Origin of the sequence: Methylobacterium sp. B1 (assembly GCF_000333255.1) — a bacterium.
GTDB lineage: Bacteria > Pseudomonadota > Alphaproteobacteria > Rhizobiales > Beijerinckiaceae > Methylobacterium > Methylobacterium fujisawaense.
The window spans coordinates 1-1,925 of sequence record NZ_BACT01000788.1; the positions used below are offsets into that span (position 1 = coordinate 1).

Below are 1,925 nucleotides of genomic sequence, written 5' to 3' on the forward strand. Positions count from 1 at the left end.
AGGGCAGGGCGTGAAGTCGCGGGCGAGTTCATCTTCCGCAAGGAAGGCAAGAAGAAGTAAGGAGGGCATCATGTCTCGCAAGCTCGAAGCCCTCGATCGCCGCAAGGCGCGCGTCCGCCGCGCGCTGCGGGCCGCCGCCAACGGCCGCCCGCGGCTCTCGGTGTTCCGCTCGTCGAAGCAGATCTACGTCCAGGTCATCGACGACGTCGCCGGCAAGACGCTGGCCGCGGCCTCGTCGATCGACAAGGCCCTCAAGGGCGAACTCAAGACCGGCGCCGACGTCGCCGCCGCCAAGGCGGTTGGCAAGCTGGTCGCCGAGCGCGCCAAGGCCGCGGGCGTCACGAAGGTGATCTTCGACCGCTCCGGCTACATCTACCATGGCCGTGTCGCGGCCGTGGCCGAGGCCGCCCGCGAGGGTGGCCTGGAGTTCTGATCTTAGGGACCTCGCCGGCGGCGCATCCGCCGCCGGCGGCCCCGATCGGGATCTTTGAACGACGGCGGGCCGGACGTGCGGTGCATGTCCGGCATTCGAAGCAATCGAGCGAGCAGGCCCGCCGCCTGCGCCAGTGAGATGAACGGGTAAAGCAATGGCACGTGAACGGGAAGGCGGGGGCCGCGGCCGCCGCGATGATCGCGAGGAGCGCGACAGCGAGTTCGTGGACAAGCTCGTCCACATCAACCGCGTCGCCAAGGTGGTGAAGGGCGGCCGTCGCTTCGGCTTCGCGGCCCTCGTCGTCGTCGGCGACCAGAAGGGCCGCGTCGGCTTCGGCCACGGCAAGGCCCGTGAGGTGCCGGAGGCCATCCGCAAGGCGACCGAGGCCGCCAAGCGCGGCCTGATCCGCGTCTCGCTCCGCGAGGGCCGGACTCTGCACCACGACGTCAACGGCCGCCACGGCGCCGGCAAGGTGATCCTCCGCGCGGCTCCGCAGGGTACCGGCATCATCGCCGGCGGCCCGATGCGCGCCGTGTTCGAGACCCTCGGCATGCAGGACGTCGTCGCCAAGTCGCTGGGGTCCTCGAACCCCTACAACCTCGTGCGCGCCACCTTCGAGGCGCTCAAGAACGAGGACAGCCCGCGCTCCGTGGCGGCCCGCCGCGGCATCAAGGTGTCGACCCTCCAGTCGCGCCGCCGCGATGCCGATCCGGCCGACCAGTCCGAAGCCGCGGTCGCGTAAGGGGAGGGTCCGATGGCACAGAAGACTCTCCGCATCGAGCAGATCGGTTCGCCGATCCGCCGCGAGGCCAGCCAGCGCGCGACGCTGATCGGCCTGAAGCTCAACAAGCTCCACCGCGTGTCCGAGCTGGAGGATACCCCATCCGTGCGCGGCATGATCCGCAAGGTTGCGCACCTCGTGCGCGTCCACGGCGACGTGGCGTGAGGAGGTCCCGATGAAGCTCAACCAGATCAGCGACAATCCCGGCGCCACCAAGGACCGGATGCGCGTCGGCCGGGGCATCGGCTCCGGCAAGGGCAAGACCGCGGGCCGCGGCGTGAAGGGTCAGAAGGCCCGGACCGGCGTGTCCATCAAGGGCTTCGAGGGCGGTCAGATGCCGCTGCATCGGCGCCTACCGAAGCGCGGCTTCAACAACCTCTACGCCCAGGACCTGAACGAGGTGAACCTCGGCCGGATCCAGGAGGCTGTCGACGCGGGCAAGCTCGACAAGGCCGCCACCGTGACGGTGGAGAGCCTGGTCGCCGCCGGCCTCATCGCCCGTCCCCGCGACGGCGTGAAGCTGCTCGGCGTCGGCGAGCTCACCGCGAAGCTCAGCTTCGAGGTCACCCGCGCCTCCAAGTCCGCCGTCGAGGCGGTCGAGAAGGCGGGCGGCTCGGTCACCGTCGTCTACGCCCAGGGTGCTTCCACCCGCGGCGGCAGCGAGGCGGCGACGGCCTGACGGGAGCGACGCCGGGACCCGTTGCACGGTTT

The 1,925-nt window shown here is 70.4% G+C and carries 4 protein-coding genes; all 4 read left to right on the top strand.

Translation table 11 applies throughout. The features are described 5' to 3' along the window. Positions 1–70: 70 nt before the first annotated feature. The 4 genes from rplR to rplO all read left to right on the top strand — a co-directional run bounded on the left by rplR (position 71) and on the right by rplO (position 1,893). Entirely contained in the window at positions 71–433 is a 363-nt protein-coding gene (gene rplR, locus I53_RS22830) for a 50S ribosomal protein L18 (protein WP_010686176.1), read from the top strand. A gap of 154 nt (positions 434–587) precedes the next feature. Beyond that, positions 588–1,175 carry a 30S ribosomal protein S5 gene (gene rpsE, locus I53_RS22835; RefSeq protein ID WP_043355033.1) on the top strand — a complete coding sequence of 196 codons (588 nt, stop codon included), beginning with the start codon at positions 588–590 and terminating at the stop codon, positions 1,173–1,175. 12 nt (positions 1,176–1,187) lie between these two features. Then, the gene (gene rpmD / locus I53_RS22840; RefSeq protein WP_043355035.1) at positions 1,188–1,379 is read left to right on the top strand and encodes a 50S ribosomal protein L30; all 192 of its coding nucleotides are present in this window, start codon (positions 1,188–1,190) and stop codon (positions 1,377–1,379) included. Between the two features lie 10 nt (positions 1,380–1,389). Beyond that, positions 1,390–1,893, top strand: a complete 504-nt coding sequence (rplO, locus tag I53_RS22845; RefSeq protein WP_043355037.1) for a 50S ribosomal protein L15 — start codon at positions 1,390–1,392, stop codon at positions 1,891–1,893. Positions 1,894–1,925 lie beyond the last annotated feature (32 nt).